Source organism: Haloarcula sp. H-GB5, assembly GCF_054850705.1.
Genome location: NZ_JBTWBG010000002.1, coordinates 315,457 through 336,615, shown reverse-complemented (window position 1 = coordinate 336,615; position 21,159 = coordinate 315,457). Strand labels below are relative to the sequence as shown.

Genomic DNA, 21,159 nt, shown 5'->3' with positions numbered 1-21,159 from the left:
CGTCGCTGCGTCCGCAGCGCGTAAAATATCGGTGTCGGCTGGCCTTATTCGGCCGGTGCGGGCGTCTGCGCCTTCACTTCTTCGAGGTCCACTTCCTTCTCCAGTAGCAGTTCCTTCTTGTCTGCGACCTGGCGCTCTTGGCGGATGAGCTTCTTGAACGTCGACTGCTGTGAGAGGTCGCCGATCAGCACGCCGCCGATGAGCTGTCCGTCCTCGAAGGCGAGCCGCCGCCACTCGCTGTCGGAGTACTTCCGTTCGGCCTCGTCGTCGCCACGGGTCGGGTGACCGAAGGAGAGGAACGGGAAGTCGAAGTGCGTGATGGAGTACGAGGAGACCCAGCGGAACTCCTTTTCCTCGGCGTCCGCGACCATATTCGCCCCGGCGACCGAGCCCTGCTCCTTGGCCGAGCCCCATGCGCCGTTCTGTGCCTGGGAGTCGAGGATAGTGTCGTAGAACTGGGTGAGGTCGCCCGCTGCGTAGATGTCCTCGACGTTGGTCTGCATGTACTCGTCGACGACGACGCCGTCGTCGAGTTCGAGTCCGGTCCCGTTGAGGAACTCCGTGTTGAAATCAAGGCCGATGGCGACACCCGCCCACTCGCCGTCGTAGTGGTTGCCGTCGGGGTCGACTGCACCGGTGACTTTGCCGTCGTCGTCGACCTCGAAGTGGTCGACGCCGGACTCGAAGACGGGTTCGACGCCGTTCTCTTCGAGGGCCTCGTGGATGATCTCCGCACCATCCTCCGAGAGCGCGTAGCGCCACCAGCGGTTGCCACGCATCAGGTACTTCGCGTCGATTTCCTGTGCGGCACAGACTGCCGCGAGGTCGATGCCGAGCAGTCCCGCCCCGACGATGATGCCCTGATCGGCTTCGTCGGCGTGCTCGCGGATGCCACGCGCGTCCTGGAACGTCCAGAAGTGGTGGACGCCGTCGGCGTCGCTGTTCTCGACCGGGAGCTGTGCCGGGGTCCCACCCGTGGCCACCAGCAGCTTGTCGTACTCGTAGGTGTCCCCCTCGTGGGTCTGGATCTCGTGAGCGTCGGGGTCGATGTCCGTCACGTGGGTGTTCAGCTGGAGGTCAATGTCGCGCTCGTCGTACCACTCCGGCTCGTGGATCGAGATCGGCGCTTCCGGCAGCTTCCCCTTGGCGAACTCCTTGATGAGGATCCGGTTGTACAGTGCCTCCCCCTCGTCGGTCAGGACTGTGACCGACGCGTCCGGATCCGCTTCCCGGATTGTCTCGGCTGCGGACGCACCCGCGATGCCGTCACCGATGATTACGTGCGACGTGCTCATGTACGGCCGATACGAAATCGGGCTTAATGTGGATTGCTATCTGCGTATCGTTTCCGATAGCGAGGTGAACACAGCTGAGGACACCGATAGTCGGGGATTTGAAGGCGCTGGGGCCCATATCCGGGAGTAGAATGAAAATCTACCAGAACCCGCGCCACTGGGCGAGCAAGAAGGCGCTGACCACACCCGGAATCCGGTCGGTGGCCAACTACGGGCTGGTGAAACTCCACACCAAGATCTTCCTCGGGAAGGCTGACGAGGCTCACCGGGAGGAACGGCGCGACCATCTCGATGATTTCTTCGACGCCACGATGGACACCTACGTGGCCGCGCTTCAGGCAGACTACTCGGAGGCCGAGGCACGGGAGATCACCCATATTCAGGCAAACTTCGACTTCTACAACCACGGCTGGACGGAGATGATGGAGTTCCCGGCCGACGAACTCGAATCCCACTACGAGCGGTACGCGGATTTCTTCGACGCGTACGACATCACCATCGACGACCCGCTCGGGACGTTCCGCTCGGCCGGCGGCATTGCCGACGCGCCGTCAACGCCGGAGCGGCTGGACGAGCCAGAACACCCTCACGCCGTCGGTGGCTTCGCCGACGACGTCTACGTCGAAACCGAGGACGGCGAGATGATCGTCGGCGGCGGCCGCGAGGAACCGGACGACGTGAGCCCGACTGACGCGCCGGTCGTCGACGAGGACGACGTGGAAAGCGCGGCCGGCGACTGACTCGCGCGGTACACACCGAATTGGACTTTCCGAGAGAAAACGGGTTTGAGGGCAGAAAAGCGCTCAGCGTTGGGCTTCCGAAAGCGGCGAATCGTCGGTTTTCGTCGCCGCTGACGGATCGCGTGCGATCCGATCGGCGCACTCGAAGCCTGCGACGATACCGCCGTTGAGCGAGCGCTCCGGGTACTGGGCGCGCGAAGCCATCCCGGCGTAGTAGAGGCCGTCCGCGACATCGTCACCCAGGTCGTACGGGATGACCATGTCCAGATACCCGCGTTCGTAGACTGGGGCAGTCCGTGGATTGCGCCCCGTCCGAATCCAGTTGACGGCGTCACGGTCGAATTCGGGAAAGAGGGATTCGATGCCATCCAACCAAGTCTCGGCGACCTCGTCGTCGGTCTGTTGCCAGATGGCCTCGGATTCGTCCTGAATGTAACGGGCGACGTACAGGAGATGCTCGCCGCCGTACCGCTCCGGGGAGACGAAGTTCGTGTGTTCGATGAGCGCGCCGAAGGGGGCGTCGTCGGCGATGTTCAGCCAGTACGTATCAAGCAGGGGTTCGTCCATGCTAATGACCGAACACACCGTCCCCTGGAAGTCTATGTCGCAGGTGTAGCCGGTCAGGGCTTCCAGCACGTTCGGCATCGTCGCGACGACGACGCTGTCGACCTCGTGAACCGTCGTCTCAGTTCCGTCGGTGGCCGTCAGCGACGAGACGGTCCCGCCGCTCGTATCGATCTCAGACACGCGCGTGCCAGTGGCGATGTTGTCGCGGCCGACGGCGTCGACCAGCGCGTCGAGTAACCGGCCGAATCCGCCGTCGAAGTAGCCCAGAATCTCGCCGTTCAGGATGTCCCGCTCGCCGCGGAACTTGACACGGCCGAGCAGCCACGCCGCGCTCACGTCGTCTTTCCGGTCGCCGAACTTCGCGTCGAGCAGCGGCTCGAAGAAGTTCTCGTAGACGCCCCGGGTGGTGTGCTCGACGACGAACTCCTCGATGGGCACGTCCTCGAAGTCCTCAAGTCGCTCGTAGGTGTCGAAGGAAGGGATGCCGCCGCGAACGTCGATATCGAGGACGAGCATACCCAGCCGGAACGTGTCGTACAGCGAGAGGTGCGGATACGAGAGGATTTCCCAGGGCTTGTCCATGGGGTGGACGACGCCGTCGACGTAGTAGGCGTTCTCCCCGATGTGCCACTCGACCGCGTCACCGAGGCCCAGTTCCTCGGCGAGTTCCACGATTGTCTCCTCGGATTTCGAGAGGTGGTGATAGAACTTTTCGATGGGGTCCCCGGCCGTCTCGTAGGTCGCTGCCAGACCGCCCAAGTCCTCGCTCGCCTCGAAGACACGTACCTCGTGACCACGTTGCTGGAGCCGGTACGCTGCCGAGAGGCCGGCGATACCGCCACCGACGACGCCAATCATACCCCGACCTATCAGCGGTTGTGGGATTTAGTTTGCGCTTCGGTCGCCGCCGTCTCGGTGTCGTCGGGCCCGGGGTCGTCTTCCGCCTCGTCGCCCGTCACCGCCTGCTGGAATTCGAGGATGGCGACGGTCCCCGTCGGGTGATTGTCTTCGAACCAGAGCGTTCCGCCGTACAGATCCATCATGACCGAGACGAAGTAGAGCCCGAAGCCGCCGGCGGTCTGGTCGGGCGAGAGCCCGCGTTCGAACACCGTCGTCTTCAGTTCGTCGCTCATTCCGGGGCCGTTGTCGGCGATACGGACCTGCAGCCAGTCGCTGGCCTGCTGGACCGTTACAATCACTCGCGGGGTGTCGGCGTCGTTGTGGTCGACCGCGTTCCGGAAGATGCTCAAGAGGACTTCTTCGAGCAGTTCGTTCGCCTGCACGCGGTGGTCGCCATTTAGTTCACAAGAGACCGATACCGAATCGTACTCGACACGGAGGGACTCAATAGAGCGACGGAGCGTCGCGTTGAGGTCGACGGTGTCTAGCCGCTCGGCTTCGCTCGCCGTCACCGTGTTGTTGATGTCGCGTATCGTCTCGCTCATGTCCGTGAGCTTCCCGCACCAGTCGCTGATGCTGTCGAGATGCCGCTGTTTCGACCGCGGCACGCTGTCTCTGATGTGTTCCGCGCGGCCACGGATGACGACCATCGCGTTGTGCAGCGAGTGTCTGAGGACGCCGTTGAAGAACTCGATCTGCTCGCGGCGTCGCTGGACAGAACTGCGGCTCTGGCGGAGTTCCCGCTCGCGCTCGACCTGGTCGAGTGCTACTTGCGTCGTCTGTGCGAGAATCGCGGCGTACCGCCTGTCCTCCGTGGCGAGAGTGCTATCGTGTGACGTAATCGCCATCACGCCGTGGGAGCCAAGCGGCAGCATCAGCGCGTTGTCCAGCGGGTCGAGTCCGTCTTGGTCGAGCGAGACAGCCTGTATCTCACCGGTTTCGTACGTCTTCCAGAGTTTGCTTTCGGGCTCGTCCGTCGGCGAGCCGTACAGCAACTCTTCGTCGACATTCTGTTCGAGCGACTCGCTGATGACGGTCGGCTCAAGAACGGTATCGGCTTCAAGGAACACGCCCGCCGCATTCCGATCGAGAACGGCCGTCGCGAACTCGACGGCCATCTCCGAGACTTCCTCGGCGGTCTCTGCCTCGATAAACTGCTGGGTCGCGGCCTGTAGCGCTTCGAGTCGGTCCTGCCGGCGTTGCTGCCCGGTCACGTCCCTGAGCACGACAAGGCGACCGCGTTCCGTCCCGGACTGGTCGGTGAGACTCGTCGTCTGTGGGTTATAGTAGGTGAACGAATCCCCGAACGAGAACACCTCGCCGCGCTCAATGTGGCCAGCGAGCTCCGGGGCAAGGTCATCGAGTGGTTCTCCGTCAGGGTCCGGATGATCCAGCGCGCTGGCCGCGGCGGCGTTGTAATCGATAATGACACAGTCGTCGTCAAGGGCGATGACCGGGTCGGGGAGATTATCGACGAGGGTATCACCAGACAGCGTCGTCACAGACAGAGATGTGTCCCTGAATAGCGCCCACCCGACGAACAGCATACTAATTACGAACACGACCGGGGTGAAATCGATACCAGGATGGGGCGTGTATCCGAAGTCGTACAGCAGGGCGACAATCATCGGCAAAGCACCTCCAGCGCCGATTATCGCAGTCTGACGCCGGTAGATATTTTCTGACCGGGACAGAAATTCAATGAGAAACCCGTACCCGAGCAGCGCCGGCATATAAGAAATTGTCAGAGTAGCCGCGAAGGCAGCCCCGCGCTGAATAGCGAGCAACGTCACGCCGTTCTGAGTGATGGGGACAACCGTCGCCTGACCGAAGCGGCCCTGACCAAGCAACAGCAGCAGCACGTCTGCGTTCGCCATAATGAGTACCGGAATGAGGCGGGAGGGGCGGAGCCACGAGCGGCGATCGGTGTAGACAAGCACAAAAATAATCCAAATGGCGATTATCTGCGACGATACGGTTCGCGCTATCAAGTAAGCCGTCTCTGCCACTTCTGGACCACCGGCCATGACTTTCACAATGGAGATGGCGCACCAGCATCCGCCAGCCAGCGCAAGCCAGCCGTACTGGCGATGACCTAGAACGTCTCGGTTTCGACCAGCAATAACCGCAACTGTAAAACCAATGAGCGCCCCACCCGCGTTCCCGAGGATGGCGACCGTGGCGATGTCGACATCCATAACGATACCTATTCCAACGTCAGGTTTCCCCGTATTATGCCTTTGGGCCGCGTTCTCAGTACTGCGAAACGGCCACAGTGTCGGTTCGCTACCTTTTTGCCTACACTGCTGAAATTCGCAGGCATGCTGACAGTCCGGGCGCCGGCTACCAGTGCGAACCTCGGGAGCGGCTTCGACGTGTTCGGTGTCGCACTGGAGCGTCCGGCCGACGTCGTCCGCCTGAAGAAGGCCGACCGGGTCACCATCGAAGTGACTGGCGCTGGCAGCCAGTACATCCCGGAGGACCCCGACAAAAACACCGTCGGCGCGGTTGCCGAGGCACTCGATGCGCCGGCCCACATTCAGATAGACAAGGGCGTCCGTCCCGCATCGGGCCTAGGCTCCTCTGCCGCCAGCGCCGCCGCGGCGGCCGTCGGACTGAACGAGCTGTACGACCGCGGCTACTCCCGCGAGGAACTGGTCCCCATCGCCGCCAAGGGCGAGGCCGTCGTTTCGGGCGACGCCCACGACGACAACGTCGCCCCCTCGATTATGGGTGGGTTCACCATCGCAACCGAGAAGGGCGTCACGCAGGTCGACGCCGATATTCCCCTCGTCGCGTGTTTGCCCGATATCGTGGTTTCGACGCGGGACGCTCGGAATGTCGTCCCGGAGACCGCCCGCGTCGACCAGATGGTCGAGACGGTCGGGAACGCCGCAGCGCTGACGACCGGGATGCACCGCGACGACCCCGAGCTCGTCGGTCAGGGGATGCACGACACCGTGGTGACGCCGGCCCGCGCGAAGCTCATCGACGGCTACGAACAGGTCCGCGAGGCTGCACTGGCGGCCGGAGCCACCGGCGTCACTATCTCCGGAGCTGGCCCGACCGTCATCGCCGCGTGTGCGGAGGAGGACCGCCGAAAGATCGCGAGTACGATGCTGGACGCCTTCGGCGAGCGCGGGGTCGACGCCCGCGTCTACCAGACGCGTATCGGCCGCGGCGCGGAAGTGTTCTAGAACTGGCGATCAGTACCACAGACGTGCTGTGGCTGTCTATCCGCCCTGCACGTACTCGTTTCGAACGTCCCGGAGCACTGCCTCGGCGTGGCCCTCGGGGTTCGAGAGGTCCGGATCGTAGGCGGACTTGACCTCGCCGTCGGCCAGCACGAACGTCCGGCGGTCCGTCCGGCCGCCGCTGGTGTCGAGGCCGAACGCTTCGGCGACGGTCCCGTCGGGGTCAGCGAGCAGGTCGTACAGTAGGCCTTCCTCCTCAGCGAATTCGTCGTGGGTCGCCACGTCGTCCATCGAGACGCCGTAGACGGTGATGCCACCCTCGCGGAACTGCGGGAGGTGTTCCTGGAAGTCGCGGGCCTCGATGGTACAGCCGCCGGTGAAATCTTCGGGATAGAAGTACACTACGGTCGGCTCCTCGAAGTCAGGCGAGACGGTCTCGCCGAACTGGTTCTGTACGCTGATCTCGGGTGCTGGCGCGCCGGGTTCGAGCATATCCCGTGTTCGCCCGGAACGCCTACACACCTTTGGGTGGCGGCAGCGTGACCCGCCAGCATGATTTGGACAACCATTTAACGGACCCCTTGGAAACCCTGCCTATGTCGAATCCGCGAATCCTGATTCTCGGGCCGCCGGGAGCCGGCAAAGGAACCCAGAGCGCCAACCTCGCCGAGGAGTACGGCGTCGAACACGTCACGACGGGCGACGCACTCCGGGCGAACAAGGACATGGACATCAGCGACATGGACACCGAGTACGACACGCCTCGCGAATACATGGAGGCAGGCGACCTCGTGCCCGACGCGGTGGTCAACGCTATCGTCGACGAAGCCCTCTCGCAGGCCGACGGGTTCGTGCTCGACGGCTATCCGCGCAACCTCGAACAAGCCGAGGAACTGGAAGGGATGACCGACCTCGACGTGATCCTCTCGCTGGACGTGTCCCGCGAGGAGCTGGTCGACCGACTCACGGGTCGTCGGGTCTGTGACGACTGTGGCACGAACTACCACGTCGAGTTCAATCAGCCCGAAGAAGACGGTGTCTGTGACGAATGTGGCGGCGAACTCATCCAGCGTGACGACGACAACGAGGAGTCCGTCCGCAACCGACTGGACGTGTTCGACGACAACACCGCGCCAGTCATCGATCACTACGAGGACCACGACGGCTTCGTCGCCGTCGATGGCGAGCAGACACCCGACGAAGTCTGGAGCGAGATTCAGGACGCTGTCGACGCACACACGGCCTGAAACGCGACGGAACGACCGTTCGAGACCGACACCGTCGAGACAGTCAGAGTAAAACGTTGATATGCCGTCGCACCTCAAACACACACAATGGCACGTACCGCGCCGAAGGTAGAACGACTCGCCGAAGACGGCGAGGAAATGACTGATGCGCTCTCGACGGTACTCGCTGCAGCCGAAGAGAACGGGGCCGTCACCTGGAGCGACGTGAGCGACGACCTCACGAGCGGCGAGTGGGGCCGGCTCATCGAGTCCGGCCTGCTCATCGATGCCGATGGCGATGGCTTCGTTATCGACGACCCCGAAGGCGTCCGCGAGGCGCTCGAAGAGTCCGACGCAGCACCGAGCGACGATGACGGGGGCGGCGGCTGGTCGAAGTGGGACAAGCTCGCCGGCCTCGGGACGCTCGGCCTGTTTGCCGGCTATTCGATGACCTCCGTCCGGGACGTTGTCGCGGGCGACGTCATCAATATCGTCCTCGGGCCGCTCAACGACATGCTGCCGTTCTACGTCGTTATCCTGGTGCTTGCAATCATCACCGGGACCACCTCGACAATTCTGCAGGACAACCTCATGGATATGTCGGGGATGGGTGACCATCAGGAAAAGATGGAAGACCTGAAAGAGCGCCGCAAAGCCGCGAAGGAGCGCGACGACCAGGAGGCGCTGGACCGGCTCGAAGAGGAGCAGATGGAGCTGATGACCGATCAGATGGGGATGTTCAAACAGCAGTTCCGCCCGATGGTGTGGATCATGCTGGTCAACATCCCGCTGTTCCTCTGGCTCTACTGGATTGTCTTCGGAGCCGGTGTCGATGCGAGCCCGGTGATTACGCTCCCCATCTTCGGCGAGGTCGAAGCGTGGAGCAACAGCGTCGCCGGCCCGGTCCAGGCGTGGATCGTCTGGTACTTCCTCTGCTCGCTGTCGTTCACCCAGATCATCCGGAAAGCGCTCAACGTCGAGACGACGCCGACCAGCTAGGCGCGAAGAGACAGCCCTTTCTATCGGGGCCTCCCGAACATTTCTATGTTGATTACCGTCTCCGGCCCGGCCGGTAGCGGCAAGAGCACACTTGCCAAGAGTCTGGCCGACGCCCTGAGCTACGAGCACGTCAGCGGCGGGGACATCTTCCGTTCGCTGGCCGAAGAACGCGGAATGACGCCGCTGGAACTGAACAAGGCCGCCGAGGAAGACGATCAGATAGACCGCGATCTGGACCGCCGACTCCGGGACATCGCCGCCGAGCGCGACGACCTCGTGCTAGAGTCCCGGCTCGCCGGCTGGATGGCGGGCGAGTACGCTGACATGAAACTGTGGCTGACTGCGCCGCTGGACGTGCGCGCCGACCGCATCGCGACGCGGGAGAACAAGCCCTTCGAACAGGCCAAGACCGAAACCCGGGAGCGTGGCGAAAGCGAGGCCCAGCGCTACAGCGACTACTACGACATCGACTTCGACGACCTCTCTATCTACGACCTGTCGGTCAACACCGCTCGCTGGGACCCGCAAGGCGTCCTGAGCGTCACCCTGCACGCCGTCGAGTCGTACAGCCCAGACGGCGACGAGGGGAAGGCCCCTGTCGAGAACATCCGGTACGAGTTCTGAGCCGATGACGCTCCGTGCCCCGCCCGACGAACGGGATCTCGATTCGCTTCGGTCCTTCGGCGTCGTCAACCTCGATAAGCCGCCGGGACCCTCGGCCCACCAGGTCGCGGCCTGGATTCGGGACGCTACCGGCCAGGACCGGGTCGCTCACGGCGGGACGCTCGATCCGAAGGTGACTGGCTGTCTGCCCGTGTTGCTCGGTGACGCCGCTCGGATGGCGCAGGTGTTCGATAGCGCCGTCAAGGAGTACATCACCGTGCTGGAACTCCATGACCAGGCCCCGGCCGATATTGCGGATATCGTCGCCGAGTTCGAGACCGACATCTACCAGAAGCCACCGCGAAAGAGCGCAGTCAAGCGCCAGTTGCGTTCCCGCCGAATTCACTCACTGACGATCCTTGAACAGGGCGAGCGCCGACTGCTCCTGCGAGTCCGGTGCGCTTCGGGTACGTACATCCGGAAACTGTGTCACGATATCGGGCTGGCGGCGGGAACCGGCGCGCACATGGGAGACCTCCGCCGGACAGCGACGGGAACCTTCGACGACGGATCGTTGTGGACGATGCACGACCTCGTAGACGCGCTCGCGTTCGCCGACGAGGGAGACGACGCACAACTACGCGAGATTATCCAGCCCGCAGAACGCGCGCTGGTCCACCTGCCGCGGGTCACGATTGCGCCCAGCGCCGCCCGCGAAGTCGCCGAGGGTGCGCCGGTGTATGCGCCGGGTGTCATCGAAGCGAGTCCGGCCGAAGTGGGCGACGCAGTGCCCGAAATCGGCTCCCAGGTCGTCTCTGTCACGCCCGACGGCGCGGCAGTCTGTCTGGGAACGCTCGTCGAGGACCCGGACGCCGACAGCGGCCTCGTTGTCGAACTCGACCGTGTGCTGGTGTGAAAGCGTCGACCCATTTGCCCTGCGGGAAAAACTAAGACCGTCTCCCACGTATTACTAGCATGGACCGATGGGTCGATCCCGACGAGGCCGACCCGGCGCAGTGGCGTGGCACGGGACCGTACGACGACCTGCGTCGTGGCGAGGAGACGGTCTCAGTGCTCGAACGCGCCCTCCGAACGCCGTTGCCGTATCAACACGAGATCGATATCCACCACGACGACGGCGTCGCCGAGCAGTTCCAGTCCAGCGAGTATGAGCATGCACGCATCGTCTACAACAGCGGCGTGGACGCCAACCAGCGGATCAAACTTCTTACCCGCGGAGTGCTGTGGGGCGGCGGTGAGAAACACCAGCGGTTTCAGGCGCAGTACCGCCGACCGCCGCCACCGACTGAAACCGTTCCGTTCGGGGAGTACACCGTCTGGAGTCGGTACCAGTACGGGACTATCGAGCGAACCGACGACGGGTTGACATTCACGAAGAGCGAGACGGAGCCGGACGAGTCGCTCCGGGAACTCGACTGGACGACCCTGTTCGACCCGGTTCAGGAACGGCTCGCTGAGCTGGAGCTGGTGCGGAACCCGGCGTTCAGCAAGTACCGTCTCGAAGAACTCGACGAGTGGGTGGCCTATCGCACACGGTTCCAATACGACCCGAGCGCGTTCGCTGTCGATCCCTGATTAGCAGGTGTATAATAAATTGAGAGAGGGGCGCTACACACAGTCATGAAGCACCTACTGACTGCGGTCCCGCTCCAGGCCGGCGGTGGGTTCCTCGAACTGGCGCTGTTGTTTCTCGTTCTCGCGGTCGTCGCCGGGTTGGCTGGACTGAGCGGTGTAGCGGGGCTCAGTATGCGAATCGCGAAGATCCTCGTCGTCGTTTTCCTCGTCCTGATGGTTGTTAGCTTCATCCTGTAACGCCGACTCCGCCGGACAGTATCACTGCCACGCCGTTTCTGAATCCTTTTATCCACGTGACGACTTCTATTGGGTATGACCGAGCAGGACGCAGCCGACGACACGGCCGCGACGGAGGAGTCGACCGCAAGCGAGGCGCAAGCGGACGGCGACGTCGACGCTGATCTCGAGGGCGCGCCCGAAGATGTCGATACGGACGAGGTCGACATTGGTGAGTTCGATGTCGACGACGAGCTGATCGACCGGGTCGCCGAGTCGGACCCCGAAGACATCGCCCGGGAGCTCGCTGGGTTGCGGACGCGAGCCGACAGCCTCGAATCGCAGGTCGACGAGCAGGACGAAACCATCGAAGAGCTAGAGGAGAAGCTCAAACGCAAGCAAGCGGAGTTCCAGAACTACAAGAAGCGGATGGACAAGCGTCGCGAACAGGAACAGAAGCGTGCCACCGAGGACCTCGTGACGCGCCTGCTCGACGTTCGAGATAACCTTGAGCGCGCACTCGACCAGGACGAAGATACTGATATCAGGGGAGGGGTCGAATCCACGCTTCGCCAGTTAGACGACGTGCTCGACGCCGAGAACGTCGAGGTTATCGATCCCGAACCCGGCGGAGATGTCGACCCGACGCAGCATCAGGTGCTCGCCCGCGTCGACAGCGACCAGCCGGACGGGACAATCGCCGATGTCCACCGGCCGGGCTACGAGATGGCCGACAAGGTACTGCGTGAGGCACAGGTCACTGTCAGCGAGGAGTAGTGGCCACCGCTGGCGGTGCAGCGGTCGTATTGCGGTACATTAAATAATCACCGGTCAGAGAAGGCCGCCGAGTATAAAACCGCCCGGAGGAGGCCCCTTCGCCCGTTTTTCGCATCAGCACATCTAGCAACTTTTAACCGGCCGAATCCGCTATGAGCGGGTAAGATGGCGAGCAACAAGATTCTGGGTATCGACCTTGGGACCACGAACAGCGCGTTCGCGGTCATGGAAGGTGGCGACCCTGAAATCATTGTCAACGGCGAAGGCGAGCGGACAACACCGTCCGTCGTCGCGTTCGACGACGGCGAGCGACTCGTCGGGAAACCGGCGAAGAACCAGGCGATAAAGAACCCCGACGAGACCATCCAGTCGATCAAGCGCCACATGGGCGAAGACGACTACACGGTCGAACTGGATGGGGAGGAGTACACGCCGGAACAGGTCTCGGCGATGATTCTCCAGAAAATAAAACACGACGCTGAGGAGTACCTCGGCGACGAGATCGAGAAGGCCGTTATTACGGTCCCGGCGTACTTCAACGACCGACAGCGTCAGGCGACCAAAGACGCCGGCGAGATCGCCGGCTTCGAGGTCGAGCGCATCGTCAACGAGCCGACCGCGGCCGCGATGGCCTACGGCCTCGACGACGAGTCCGACCAGACCGTCCTCGTGTACGACCTCGGTGGCGGGACCTTCGACGTCTCCATTCTCGACCTCGGTGGGGGCGTCTACGAGGTCGTCGCGACCAACGGGGACAACGACCTCGGTGGCGACGACTGGGACCACGCCATCATCGATTACCTCGCCGACGAGTTCGAGGCCGAACACGGCATCGACCTCCGCGACGACCGGCAGGCCCTCCAGCGCCTGACCGAGGCCGCCGAGGAAGCCAAGATCGAGCTCTCCTCGCGGAAAGAAACCCGTATCAACCTCCCGTTCATCGCGACCACGGACGACGGTCCGCTGGACCTCGAACAGAAGATCACGCGTGCGAAGTTCGAGTCTCTCACAGAGGACCTCATCGAGCGCACGGTCGGCCCGACGGAGCAGGCGCTTGCCGACGCCGACTACACCAAGAGCGACATCGACGAGGTCATCCTCGTCGGCGGCTCGACGCGGATGCCACAGGTGCAGGACAAGGTCGAGGAGATGACCGGACAGGAGCCGAAGAAGAACGTCAACCCCGACGAGGCTGTCGCGCTGGGCGCAGCCATCCAGGCTGGCGTCCTGAGCGGTGACGTTGACGACATCGTCCTGCTCGACGTGACGCCGCTGTCACTGGGTGTCGAAGTCAAGGGCGGCCTGTTCGAGCGACTCATCGAGAAAAACACGACCATTCCGACCGAGGAGTCGAAGATCTTCACGACCGCTCAGGACAACCAGACGCAGGTCCAGATCCGCGTCTTCCAGGGCGAGCGTGAAATCGCCGAGGAGAACGAGCTGCTTGGCGCGTTCGCGCTTTCGGGCATCCCGCCGGCACCCGCAGGCACGCCACAGATCGAGGTGTCGTTCAACATCGACGAGAACGGTATCGTCAACGTCGAAGCCGAAGACAAGGGCTCGGGCAACAAGGAGGACATCACTATCGAAGGCGGTGCTGGCCTCTCCGACGACCAGATCGAGGAAATGCAACAGGAGGCCGAACAGCACGCCGAAGAGGACGAGCAGCGCCGCGAGCGCATCGAAGCGCGCAACGAGGCCGAGGCATCCGTCCGCCGTGCCGAGACGCTCCTCGACGAAAACGAGGAGGAAATCGACGACGACCTCCAGTCTGATATCGAGGCGAAAATCGAGGACGTCGAGGAAGTCCTCGAAGACGAGGACGCCACGAAGGAGGACTACGAGGAGGTCACCGAGACCCTGAGCGAGGAACTGCAGGAGATCGGCAAACAAATGTATCAGGATCAGGCCCAGCAGGCCGCAGGTGGTGCTGCGGGCGCTGGTCCGGGCGGCGCAGCCGGGGCCGGCCCCGGCGGTGCTGCCGGTCCGGGCGGCGCAGCGGGCGGCGCGGCCGAGCAGGGCGAGGAGTACGTCGACGCCGACTTCGAAGACGTCGACGACGAGGACGAGGACTGAAAGGCCGAGTCCGGGTCGTCGGCTCGATAGACGAACGTAGTGAGCCTATCGGTGTCTGAAAAAGCGAGCGAAGCGATATTTTTCAGTTCGACGAAGACGACGACGAATAAGTCGTTTTCATCAGCCCGTCAGACGTGATCTGACGGACGTTCAACAGCAATCGGCACGTATTTTCTGCTCGGACGAAAGTACTGAGGCAGGGCCACGAGTGTGCTGAGTAGTAGCAAACTCGCGAAACGAGCGGCTTGGGTCAGAAAGGTCATCTATCCATCACATATCTGGGTTCCATCACTTTGAATCGGTGATCGCCGTAAGTGGACACATCGCCGTGACGATGCTTGTAGCCCAGCGATCGGAGCATTAGTAGGGTTAGCCTAGCGATGGTGACCCTCATAATCAGAACAGTACAAGATAATGAAAATAGTGTATATATATCAGATAGTCGAGCGTACGACGGCACAGTGTGCGACCAGAAGCAGACTCAGGCGCAGCGGCTGAGTTCCCATCTCGACGCGGTGCGACACGAGGATCGTCGGCGGATACTCTTAGCGATACGTGACACGGAGCGATGGCGGCCGTCCATCTCGGAGTTCGACGGCAGTCGGACACCAGTGGGAGAGCCGGCAATCCCGGCGAATCTCTATCACCGCCATCTCCCGAAGTTGGCGGAGATGGGGCTCATCGAATGGGACCGGGAAACCCACCGGGTAACGCGTGGCCCGCAGTACGAGCAGGTCCGACCGCTCCTTGCGTTTCTGTCCGAGAGCTACGACGAGTGAGATAGAGGGAGGGCAAAGATTCAATCCCGTCGTTCGCTAGTCCTGTTCGGTTGGCGTCATTTCGACGACGCCCTGCGAGAGGAGGCGGCGCGCGATGACGATGAGTCCGTTCCTGAGTCCGGTCGCGAAGATTGCCTGTTCGTCACCAGTCTGTGGGTCGATTGAGCTAACGAGCATTGCCGACCGGTCGACGAGCAGGAGTCGTCCGACAGCAGCGTCTTCCTCAGGTATCATTTCGCCGTGGAGCCAGTCCAGTTCCGACAGGAATGCGGTGGCGTGTGGAATTTCCTGTTCCACGCGGTCCCGTATCGAAGCGGACCCAGTCCCGATAATGAGGTCTGCACCCGGGTCGAGCGAGTTGAGTTGCGCAATCAGTGGGTCGGTGAGGACCGCTTCGGAACCAATGACGAGAACCACTTCGTCGGTCGCGTCCTCGCTGATCGCCGCGGCGCGGTTCTCGATAGCATCGGACCCGGAGAGCGACCAGACTTCCTGTAACTCGGCCTCGTCGTCTTCGGGTTCGATGCGTCCCATCTCGCGCAGTGCGGACTGGAGGCGCTCGACACGCTCTTCGTACTGATCGCGGAGCGTTTCGGTGGCCTCGGAGAGTGGGACGGCTCGGAACTGCTGGGGACTCGAATGCTGGACTTCGACCAGCCCCTTCGCTTCGAGAATCCGGACGGCGTCGTAGACGCGCGTTCTCGGGACTTCAGTTACCTCGCTCAATCCTTTGGCCGTGCCGCTGGACATCCGAGAAAGTCCCACAAAACACTTCGCCTCGTATTCTTTCAGGCCCAACTCCTGGAGTAAACTTATCGCTTCTTCGTGTGTTGCATCAGATGTCATGTGTCCCAACCTTCATCTCGGTGGAAGCCGAGGATATGTAGGAAGATGATGCTCACAGGTAAAAGACGTTGTTACTACCACATTGTCGTCTCTCGACCGAATTAGCTGTTCTCAGTACAGTTCCGTAGCGTATTATGGCGATCCGGATGTCAGCTATCGCAAGTGCTCATCTGTGTGTCGGTGCTTCGGTCCCATACCTTGTTTACTCAGTTAATCACACAACTGTTATACATCGGTCCGGAGTAGAGATAGTTGGCACGCGGCATCCTATGTGTCCCAACCACATCTGCTGCGTGCCACTTTCACGAAAGCTGTACACGCTGTCCGCAAGCAGTATGTCTAGACTGAGAGTCCACCAGAACAATTGTCCCAGATACACCACAGCAATTGTTTCGCCATCTGCAGCGGTACGTCTCGTGGAAACAGTCTACATTGAAACACAAGTTTAGCCGATAGCTAGTATATAAGATTTTAGTCATAAATGATAGTTCACATCCGACGTTGAAAACTCAGTACCGCTGTTTACTCGATAATCAGATAGCTATTTTATACGTCACTATTCCGACTGATAAATTGACAGTAGAATTAATATGATTGATCGATATATCTCTAATAATGAGTGGGTCCGATAGGCGGCCCGACCGAACATCTGATGGCCCGGACACGCTCCACGCGGAGTTCGACTGGGGCTCGATATCACCGTCAGTGGCGGTCGTACAAACGGTCGCGATTGCGGCTGAGCAAGAGGCGATAGAGCTATCGCCCCTCATTGAAACGCTCGATCCGGACGCGCTCGATCAACTATTTGTCCATTCGGCAGAGCCAGACAGTGCCGTCTCGCTCTCGTTTCAACTGGGCGAATACGCAGTGACCGTAACGGGAACCGGGGACGTGTATGTCCGCACCGGATCCGTTCATTTGTGACTGCACACGGGACAGGAGCACCGCCGCCAACGAGAGGAGACGCTTCCCGAAGATGCTCTAGCGGACACCTGTGAGAGGAAACGGTCAGCCAGTCTCGTTCCCAAGCGTTACTGTGTCGAGCGTCGTTGTCCGCTCGTCCGGCGCACCGAGTGGCCGGCCGGTCCAGCGGACTGCGACGGTGTCGCCGCTGTCGAGATAGAAGCCGACCGAGACGTCGCCATCGAGGTAGTTCCCGTCGCCGTCCGAGTCCACGCGCGGGTCGTCAACGACGACCGTATCGCCGGGGCCGACGGGCAACTGGTCCGCCTCGGCCCACGTCAGCGTGGTCGAGCGGTTCCGGTCCGCGTCGGTGACGACGAGCTCCAGCGCGCGCGTACTGGTGTCCATGAGCCGGTCCCCACCGGCGTGAGTAAGCGTCACCGACCCCGTCTCGGCGTCGAACTGGCCGTCGATAGTGACCGACGGCGACGCCGTCCGCAGGTCAGCGCCCGGACCGACGACGAGTGCGACCAACCCGGCGACGGCCAGTGCCGCGAGTCCCCAGACTGCGACTCGCTCGACCGTGACGAGACCTCGACCGCGCGACGACTCGAGACTCATTGCTGGAGGGCTCTCCCGGGACGAAAATAAGCGCCCCGGTACGGGTCGAACACGATTAGTCGGCAACCCGTTCTTTTGAAGTAGCTCAATCGTCTAAGCCTTGTACAACGAATGAGTCAGGATTTCTATGAGATACTGGGTGTCTCTCGGGACGCCTCCGAAGACGAGATCAAGGAGGCCTATCGGGAGAAAGCCCGGGAATACCACCCGGACGTGAGCGACGACCCCGACGCCGAAGAGAAGTTCAAGCAGGCCAAGAAGGCCAAAGAGGTCCTCACCGACGAGGAGAAGCGCCAGATGTACGACCAGATGGGCCATGAGCGCTTCGAGCAGGCCGAGAAGCGCGGCGGCGCTGGCGGTGGCGGCGGCCGCGGCGGGATGGGTGGGGACCCGTTCGGCGGCGGTGCTGGCGGTTTCGATATGCAGGATATCTTCGACCAGTTCTTCGGCGGTGGTGGCCGCGGCGGGCGCGGCGGTAGCCGACGGCGACAGGGCCAGGACCTCCAGACGCGACTGGAAATCGACCTCGAAGAGGCCTACAACGGCGCGACGAAGCAGCTGGACGTCACCCGCCCGGAAGCCTGCGATGACTGTGACGGGGCCGGGCATCCGCCGGGGGCCGACTCGGAGACCTGCCCGGAGTGTAACGGGCAGGGTCAGACGACGCAGGTCCAGCAGACGCCGATGGGGCGGGTCCAGCAAACGACGACCTGCCGCCGATGTGACGGCGAGGGGACGCTGTACGACGAGACGTGTTCGACCTGTCGGGGCAACGGCGTCGTCCAGAACGACGCGAGCCTCGAAGTCGAGATCCCGGCCGGCATCGCCAACGGGCAGACGCTCCGGATGCAGCGCGAGGGCGCGCCTGGAGAAAACGGCGGCCCGAACGGCGACCTGCTCATCGAGGTGAGCGTCCGCGATCACCCGGACTTCGAGCGCGACGGCGACGACCTGCAACACCAGCAGGCCATCTCGTTCCCGCAGGCCGTCTTCGGCGACACCATCACCGTCCCGACGCTGGACGGCGAGGTGGAAGTCGACGTGCCAAGCGGTACCCAGAGCGGCGAGGTGTTCCGCTTAGAGGGGAAGGGAATGCCCCGACTCCGCCGACGCGGCACGGGTGATCTCTACGTTCAGGTACAGGTCGTCACGCCCGACAGCCTCAACGCCGAACAGAAAGAGGCTCTCGAGCAGTTCGCGGAGGCCGGCGGCGAGGAAGTCGACGTCGAGGAAGGCTTCTTCGAGAAACTGAAGAACTCGCTGTAGTCAGTTGCCGCTCGCCGGCGTCCCGTTTGACCCGGACTGCCCCTCGTATTTTGCAAGCGCCGTTGCGAGCGCGGTATCAGCGTCGACGTCGAGTCGTTCACACAGTGCGAGCAGCGCGAACAGGGCGTCGCCGAGTTCCGCCTCCCGTATCGACAGTGCCGTCGAGTCGGTACCATAGCCGGTCGTCTCGTTGACTTCGGCCGCGATATCGCCGAGTTCAGCTACCACGTCGAGCAGCCGGTGGGCGGGCGGTGTGTCGATGTCGTTGTGCCTGAGCACGTCGGCGACTTGTTTCTGTCTTTTCATTTCTAGAGCGTGGACGAGGCCACCGACATCGGCTTTGTGGCCGCGCTGTTTTTTATCGGTGGGGCCGAACGACGACGTATGCAGGTACTCGGTGACCTTGTCGCGCAGGCCCGCGACCGCGACGGTGTCCTCTTTCGTTCCCCGGAGCGATCGGCGCCGTACAGTTACTCCGATTTCGCCACGAACGCCTGGAAAGGCGGGAATCTGCTGCGACATTATGGCGTCCGACACGGAACGCGGGTCGCCGTCGTCGTCGGTCCCAAAGAGCCGACCGACGAAGATCGGCCGGGCTACCTCCGGGACGCGCCGGACGCACTGCTTGCCTTCCTCGCGGCGGCGCTTGACGGCGCAGTCGTGGATATGGACCCGCCGAATGCGGTCGACGCGACGGCACTTATCGCACCGGCTGCGTGGCTCGACCGCTACACGCAGGGACCGGGAACGAAGGGGCTGGCCTACGGCGGCCCGGTCGATGACCCCACCATCGCCCAGTTCGAGCGGGAACTGTGGAGCGAGAACCCGCTCCAGCCGCCGGGCGAAGTTTCGCCCGAGGACGACGTACTGGCGGCCGACAGAACGTACACGCACGGCGAACTCATGGCCGAGAGCGGCCGGGTCGTCGCCGACTACGATATCGACGCGGAGACGACCGTCGCGCTCCGGGCACCGATGACAACTGCGGGCGCGGTCGTCGCCGGACTGCTTGCACCGATGCGGACCGGTGCGACGGTTGTATTCGGTGGCGATGAGGCTTCGGATATCGCCGTTTCCGAGGGGGATGCGCCCGAGGAAACCGTTGTTCGGCCGGGCGACGCGACACCGTCGTAGCAATCCGGCAGACGTTCGTCACCAATGTGCGTAGCGGGTACGTGGTAGTCGCCGTGTTGGTGCGGATGCAAAGCGGAATCGCTGGTCAGTCAGCTGATGGACGCTGTTGCTTTCTTAAAGAATTTATCTGTCCGGCTACAAGGAAACGTATGGATTTTGACTTCAAGACCGCGGTAGCCCCACTCGTTGTAATTGTCGCCGTCGCGACGGTGGCATTCATGTCTATGGGTGTGATGGGTCGCTCGACAGTGTTCATGATGGTGCTGCCTTCGATGATCGTCTTCTCGGTCATCGCGTTCTTCTTTGGGATGAAGCACGGCGAGTTCCGCGCCAGTCCGTAACAATCTCTCGGTCCACACGGTCTGCATGGTCACGGAATCACTACCCTAAACCACTCCTATTTCAACTTCACTCGGTTACCAGCACGGCTGTATGTCGGGCTGGTTCGGCTGTGTGTGAGGGGGTTCTATCAAACGACAAATTGACCGTGTTCGGTGAGTCTCCCGTCGGATTCAGAATAGGTCTGTCGCCGGAGCCGGAGTCGTCGAATTGCAGTCACTCAGTCGGGCGGACGAAGTCCGCAAGCGTCACCAGCAGACCGAGCACCCACCCAAGCGGGATAGAGATACCAAGCCAGATAATAACGTAGGCGATGCCTTCCCGGTCGAAGTTCTCGATGAAGAACTCCGCGACACCGACAGCGGCCAGCACTTCGTAGAGGAACCACCGAGACAGGGAGTCGCTTGCGGGAATGACGACCGAGGCGACCGTCGTCGAGTACAGCGCCGCGACGACCGGCGGCAGGAAGATGGCCGTCATAGCGAACGGGTATGCCAGCGCGACCGTCGTCCCGCGGCCGCCGACGCGCCGGAACGTGACGGCGAGCGCGGCTGACAGCGTCGCGACGCCGCCGGCGACAGCGACAGCGGTGAATCCACCCGACACGAGGTCGATGCTCCCGGGCTCGAACCGGGCGAGCGCCGCTAAGCCGCCCCAGACAAGCACAGAGAGGAGAATGACGCCGACAACGCCAAGCCGCGTCGCGGTGCCGTCGATACGACGAGTCTGGTACCGCAGGACGACGCCACACAGGACCAGCGGATACACCAGCGCAATGACTGGGACACCGAGCGCAGACCAGAGTCGATAGAGAGCCAACCCGGTCGCAGAGTCCGGCGTCCACGTCCCGAGGACGGTGTCGTTGGCGTTTCGCTGACGTGGATACACGAGTTCCATCCACGTTTCGTGTAATCGGTTGAGGTCGATACGGACCCCGCCGACGACCCCGTGGCTTCCGGTAGACATACCGGTGGTTTCGTTCTACCGGCGTTAAATGTTTCACGGCAGCCGTGACCGTTGTGATATCGCTGTGAAGAGTACTGCCCGATCCGAAACCGACATATTCAGGACGGGGAGTCACA

The 21,159-nt window shown here is 62.3% G+C and carries 23 protein-coding genes; 15 read left to right on the top strand and 8 right to left on the bottom strand.

Annotated features, from left to right (window positions below):
* Positions 1-44 precede the first annotated feature (44 nt).
* Positions 45-1,295 carry an NAD(P)/FAD-dependent oxidoreductase gene (locus ACYJ11_RS09665; protein ID WP_170098441.1) on the bottom strand — a complete coding sequence of 417 codons (1,251 nt, stop codon included), beginning with the start codon at positions 1,293-1,295 and terminating at the stop codon, positions 45-47.
* 131 nt (positions 1,296-1,426) lie between these two features.
* Here ACYJ11_RS09665 and ACYJ11_RS09660 point away from each other — a divergent pair, with 131 nt between their 5' ends.
* Positions 1,427-2,035, top strand: a complete 609-nt coding sequence (locus tag ACYJ11_RS09660; protein WP_461647618.1) for a DUF6149 family protein — start codon at positions 1,427-1,429, stop codon at positions 2,033-2,035.
* Positions 2,036-2,098: 63 nt separating this feature from the next.
* On the opposite strand, the gene ACYJ11_RS09655 is transcribed toward ACYJ11_RS09660, so the two are convergent.
* Together ACYJ11_RS09655 and ACYJ11_RS09650 are read right to left on the bottom strand one after the other, a co-directional pair.
* The gene (locus ACYJ11_RS09655) at positions 2,099-3,460 is read right to left on the bottom strand and encodes an NAD(P)/FAD-dependent oxidoreductase (protein WP_461647617.1); all 1,362 of its coding nucleotides are present in this window, start codon (positions 3,458-3,460) and stop codon (positions 2,099-2,101) included.
* 11 nt (positions 3,461-3,471) lie between these two features.
* On the bottom strand, positions 3,472-5,700 hold the full coding sequence (locus ACYJ11_RS09650; RefSeq protein WP_461647616.1) for a sensor histidine kinase: 2,229 nt from the start codon (positions 5,698-5,700) through the stop codon (positions 3,472-3,474).
* Between the two features lie 123 nt (positions 5,701-5,823).
* Between ACYJ11_RS09650 and ACYJ11_RS09645 the strand changes: the two genes are divergently transcribed.
* Complete coding sequence (locus tag ACYJ11_RS09645) at positions 5,824-6,699, top strand: homoserine kinase (protein WP_170098445.1); 876 nt, start codon at positions 5,824-5,826, stop codon at positions 6,697-6,699.
* Positions 6,700-6,735: 36 nt separating this feature from the next.
* Here the strand turns inward: ACYJ11_RS09645 and ACYJ11_RS09640 are convergent, their stop codons facing one another.
* Complete coding sequence (locus ACYJ11_RS09640; RefSeq protein ID WP_421643372.1) at positions 6,736-7,188, bottom strand: peroxiredoxin; 453 nt, start codon at positions 7,186-7,188, stop codon at positions 6,736-6,738.
* A 104-nt stretch (positions 7,189-7,292) separates the two neighbouring features.
* Between ACYJ11_RS09640 and ACYJ11_RS09635 the strand changes: the two genes are divergently transcribed.
* The 9 genes from ACYJ11_RS09635 (at position 7,293) to ACYJ11_RS09595 (ending at position 14,968) form a co-directional block, all read left to right on the top strand.
* Complete coding sequence (locus ACYJ11_RS09635; protein WP_461647615.1) at positions 7,293-7,943, top strand: adenylate kinase; 651 nt, start codon at positions 7,293-7,295, stop codon at positions 7,941-7,943.
* 87 nt (positions 7,944-8,030) lie between these two features.
* Complete coding sequence (locus ACYJ11_RS09630; RefSeq protein ID WP_461647614.1) at positions 8,031-8,921, top strand: DUF106 domain-containing protein; 891 nt, start codon at positions 8,031-8,033, stop codon at positions 8,919-8,921.
* A 45-nt stretch (positions 8,922-8,966) separates the two neighbouring features.
* Positions 8,967-9,545, top strand: a complete 579-nt coding sequence (gene cmk, locus ACYJ11_RS09625) for a (d)CMP kinase (protein WP_004593818.1) — start codon at positions 8,967-8,969, stop codon at positions 9,543-9,545.
* Positions 9,546-9,549: 4 nt separating this feature from the next.
* A complete protein-coding gene (locus ACYJ11_RS09620; protein ID WP_461647613.1) occupies positions 9,550-10,440 on the top strand; it encodes an RNA-guided pseudouridylation complex pseudouridine synthase subunit Cbf5 in 891 nt (296 codons plus the stop codon).
* A 59-nt stretch (positions 10,441-10,499) separates the two neighbouring features.
* Positions 10,500-11,120: a hypothetical protein gene (locus tag ACYJ11_RS09615; RefSeq protein ID WP_461647612.1), complete on the top strand. Its 621-nt coding sequence runs from the start codon at positions 10,500-10,502 to the stop codon at positions 11,118-11,120.
* Between the two features lie 45 nt (positions 11,121-11,165).
* Positions 11,166-11,357, top strand: a complete 192-nt coding sequence (locus ACYJ11_RS09610; RefSeq protein WP_461647611.1) for a DUF1328 family protein — start codon at positions 11,166-11,168, stop codon at positions 11,355-11,357.
* A 75-nt stretch (positions 11,358-11,432) separates the two neighbouring features.
* The gene (locus ACYJ11_RS09605; protein ID WP_188977864.1) at positions 11,433-12,113 is read left to right on the top strand and encodes a nucleotide exchange factor GrpE; all 681 of its coding nucleotides are present in this window, start codon (positions 11,433-11,435) and stop codon (positions 12,111-12,113) included.
* Between the two features lie 165 nt (positions 12,114-12,278).
* Complete coding sequence (dnaK, locus tag ACYJ11_RS09600) at positions 12,279-14,189, top strand: molecular chaperone DnaK (RefSeq protein ID WP_170098453.1); 1,911 nt, start codon at positions 12,279-12,281, stop codon at positions 14,187-14,189.
* A 461-nt stretch (positions 14,190-14,650) separates the two neighbouring features.
* The gene (locus tag ACYJ11_RS09595) at positions 14,651-14,968 is read left to right on the top strand and encodes a DUF7344 domain-containing protein (RefSeq protein WP_421643367.1); all 318 of its coding nucleotides are present in this window, start codon (positions 14,651-14,653) and stop codon (positions 14,966-14,968) included.
* 36 nt (positions 14,969-15,004) lie between these two features.
* Here the strand turns inward: ACYJ11_RS09595 and ACYJ11_RS09590 are convergent, their stop codons facing one another.
* Complete coding sequence (locus ACYJ11_RS09590; RefSeq protein WP_461647610.1) at positions 15,005-15,814, bottom strand: TrmB family transcriptional regulator; 810 nt, start codon at positions 15,812-15,814, stop codon at positions 15,005-15,007.
* A gap of 615 nt (positions 15,815-16,429) precedes the next feature.
* Between ACYJ11_RS09590 and ACYJ11_RS09585 the strand changes: the two genes are divergently transcribed.
* Entirely contained in the window at positions 16,430-16,738 is a 309-nt protein-coding gene (locus ACYJ11_RS09585; protein WP_005535983.1) for a HalOD1 output domain-containing protein, read from the top strand.
* A gap of 84 nt (positions 16,739-16,822) precedes the next feature.
* On the opposite strand, the gene ACYJ11_RS09580 is transcribed toward ACYJ11_RS09585, so the two are convergent.
* Positions 16,823-17,338: a hypothetical protein gene (locus tag ACYJ11_RS09580; protein WP_461647609.1), complete on the bottom strand. Its 516-nt coding sequence runs from the start codon at positions 17,336-17,338 to the stop codon at positions 16,823-16,825.
* A gap of 111 nt (positions 17,339-17,449) precedes the next feature.
* Between ACYJ11_RS09580 and dnaJ the strand changes: the two genes are divergently transcribed.
* On the top strand, positions 17,450-18,604 hold the full coding sequence (gene dnaJ, locus ACYJ11_RS09575; RefSeq protein WP_188851879.1) for a molecular chaperone DnaJ: 1,155 nt from the start codon (positions 17,450-17,452) through the stop codon (positions 18,602-18,604).
* Here the strand turns inward: dnaJ and ACYJ11_RS09570 are convergent, their stop codons facing one another.
* Complete coding sequence (locus tag ACYJ11_RS09570; RefSeq protein ID WP_461647608.1) at positions 18,605-18,910, bottom strand: MazG-like family protein; 306 nt, start codon at positions 18,908-18,910, stop codon at positions 18,605-18,607. It lies immediately after the preceding gene.
* 78 nt (positions 18,911-18,988) lie between these two features.
* Here ACYJ11_RS09570 and ACYJ11_RS09565 point away from each other — a divergent pair, with 78 nt between their 5' ends.
* Together ACYJ11_RS09565 and ACYJ11_RS09560 are read left to right on the top strand one after the other, a co-directional pair.
* The gene (locus tag ACYJ11_RS09565) at positions 18,989-19,738 is read left to right on the top strand and encodes a hypothetical protein (RefSeq protein ID WP_461648430.1); all 750 of its coding nucleotides are present in this window, start codon (positions 18,989-18,991) and stop codon (positions 19,736-19,738) included.
* 149 nt (positions 19,739-19,887) lie between these two features.
* The gene (locus ACYJ11_RS09560) at positions 19,888-20,079 is read left to right on the top strand and encodes a DUF7333 family protein (protein ID WP_004593831.1); all 192 of its coding nucleotides are present in this window, start codon (positions 19,888-19,890) and stop codon (positions 20,077-20,079) included.
* 214 nt (positions 20,080-20,293) lie between these two features.
* On the opposite strand, the gene ACYJ11_RS09555 is transcribed toward ACYJ11_RS09560, so the two are convergent.
* The gene (locus ACYJ11_RS09555) at positions 20,294-21,043 is read right to left on the bottom strand and encodes a hypothetical protein (protein WP_188977850.1); all 750 of its coding nucleotides are present in this window, start codon (positions 21,041-21,043) and stop codon (positions 20,294-20,296) included.
* Positions 21,044-21,159: the final 116 nt, after the last annotated feature.

Excerpts from the sequence above, each read along its gene's own strand:
- ACYJ11_RS09665 (WP_170098441.1), bottom strand. The coding sequence starts at position 1,295 with ATGAGCACGTCGCACGTAATCATCGGTGACGGCATCGCGGGTGCGTCC.
- ACYJ11_RS09660 (WP_461647618.1), top strand. The coding sequence starts at position 1,427 with ATGAAAATCTACCAGAACCCGCGCCACTGGGCGAGCAAGAAGGCGCTG.
- ACYJ11_RS09655 (WP_461647617.1), bottom strand. The coding sequence starts at position 3,460 with ATGATTGGCGTCGTCGGTGGCGGTATCGCCGGCCTCTCGGCAGCGTAC.
- ACYJ11_RS09650 (WP_461647616.1), bottom strand. The coding sequence starts at position 5,700 with ATGGATGTCGACATCGCCACGGTCGCCATCCTCGGGAACGCGGGTGGG.
- ACYJ11_RS09645 (WP_170098445.1), top strand. The coding sequence starts at position 5,824 with ATGCTGACAGTCCGGGCGCCGGCTACCAGTGCGAACCTCGGGAGCGGC.
- ACYJ11_RS09640 (WP_421643372.1), bottom strand. The coding sequence starts at position 7,188 with ATGCTCGAACCCGGCGCGCCAGCACCCGAGATCAGCGTACAGAACCAG.
- ACYJ11_RS09635 (WP_461647615.1), top strand. The coding sequence starts at position 7,293 with ATGTCGAATCCGCGAATCCTGATTCTCGGGCCGCCGGGAGCCGGCAAA.
- ACYJ11_RS09630 (WP_461647614.1), top strand. The coding sequence starts at position 8,031 with ATGGCACGTACCGCGCCGAAGGTAGAACGACTCGCCGAAGACGGCGAG.
- cmk (WP_004593818.1), top strand. The coding sequence starts at position 8,967 with ATGTTGATTACCGTCTCCGGCCCGGCCGGTAGCGGCAAGAGCACACTT.
- ACYJ11_RS09620 (WP_461647613.1), top strand. The coding sequence starts at position 9,550 with ATGACGCTCCGTGCCCCGCCCGACGAACGGGATCTCGATTCGCTTCGG.
- ACYJ11_RS09615 (WP_461647612.1), top strand. The coding sequence starts at position 10,500 with ATGGACCGATGGGTCGATCCCGACGAGGCCGACCCGGCGCAGTGGCGT.
- ACYJ11_RS09610 (WP_461647611.1), top strand. The coding sequence starts at position 11,166 with ATGAAGCACCTACTGACTGCGGTCCCGCTCCAGGCCGGCGGTGGGTTC.
- ACYJ11_RS09605 (WP_188977864.1), top strand. The coding sequence starts at position 11,433 with ATGACCGAGCAGGACGCAGCCGACGACACGGCCGCGACGGAGGAGTCG.
- dnaK (WP_170098453.1), top strand. The coding sequence starts at position 12,279 with ATGGCGAGCAACAAGATTCTGGGTATCGACCTTGGGACCACGAACAGC.
- ACYJ11_RS09590 (WP_461647610.1), bottom strand. The coding sequence starts at position 15,814 with ATGACATCTGATGCAACACACGAAGAAGCGATAAGTTTACTCCAGGAG.
- ACYJ11_RS09585 (WP_005535983.1), top strand. The coding sequence starts at position 16,430 with ATGAGTGGGTCCGATAGGCGGCCCGACCGAACATCTGATGGCCCGGAC.
- ACYJ11_RS09580 (WP_461647609.1), bottom strand. The coding sequence starts at position 17,338 with ATGAGTCTCGAGTCGTCGCGCGGTCGAGGTCTCGTCACGGTCGAGCGA.
- dnaJ (WP_188851879.1), top strand. The coding sequence starts at position 17,450 with ATGAGTCAGGATTTCTATGAGATACTGGGTGTCTCTCGGGACGCCTCC.
- ACYJ11_RS09570 (WP_461647608.1), bottom strand. The coding sequence starts at position 18,910 with ATGAAAAGACAGAAACAAGTCGCCGACGTGCTCAGGCACAACGACATC.
- ACYJ11_RS09565 (WP_461648430.1), top strand. The coding sequence starts at position 18,989 with ATGCAGGTACTCGGTGACCTTGTCGCGCAGGCCCGCGACCGCGACGGT.
- ACYJ11_RS09560 (WP_004593831.1), top strand. The coding sequence starts at position 19,888 with ATGGATTTTGACTTCAAGACCGCGGTAGCCCCACTCGTTGTAATTGTC.
- ACYJ11_RS09555 (WP_188977850.1), bottom strand. The coding sequence starts at position 21,043 with ATGTCTACCGGAAGCCACGGGGTCGTCGGCGGGGTCCGTATCGACCTC.